The organism is Rhodococcus sp. NCIMB 12038, from assembly GCF_002165735.1.
GTDB lineage: Bacteria > Actinomycetota > Actinomycetes > Mycobacteriales > Mycobacteriaceae > Rhodococcus_F.
Window position 1 is genome coordinate 1 of record NZ_NHML01000104.1, and the last position, 544, is coordinate 544.

Annotated in this window: 1 protein-coding gene; it reads right to left on the bottom strand. The window is 68.0% G+C overall.

What is annotated here, in order from left to right; all coding sequences use genetic code 11:
* On the bottom strand, positions 1–544 hold a 544-nt coding region (locus CA951_RS44815), incomplete at both ends, for an ATP-binding protein (RefSeq protein WP_256974322.1).

Below are 544 nucleotides of genomic sequence, written 5' to 3' on the forward strand. Positions count from 1 at the left end.
CGTCATCCGCCGCCGGATCGCGACGTGCCCGAGGGCGGTCGCCAAGCGAGTCTTGCCCACCCCAACCGGACCCAGAACCAAAACCGAGTGACCGGCCTCGGCGAACCACAACGACACCAGATCCGACAGCAGGGATCGGTCGTAACGCAGGTCGTCGAGAGCATTCCAGGTGTCGATCCGCATCGACCGATCCAGCCCCGCCTTCGCCGACTGCAAAGCCGCCGAGCGTGATTCCCGCCGTGACCCCTCGTCGGCCAGCAGCAGCTCCAAGAAGGCGACGTGGCTGAGCCGGTGCTGGCGGGCCAGGGCCACCCGCTCGGGCAGGGTGTCCTTGAGCGCACCGAGTTTGAGGAACGTCCACGCCGCCTCGCAGCCGGCGATCACCGCCGCCAGGGTCTGGGAGTACGTCAACCACACGAACATGTGCCGCGAGTACACGGCGGTGAAGATCAACGCGTGCACCTTGCGACGCCGCCCGCTCGCCGGATCGACCAGACAGCCCGGGTAGCCGAAGTCGATCTGGCGTTCGCTGCCGGGATCGCCG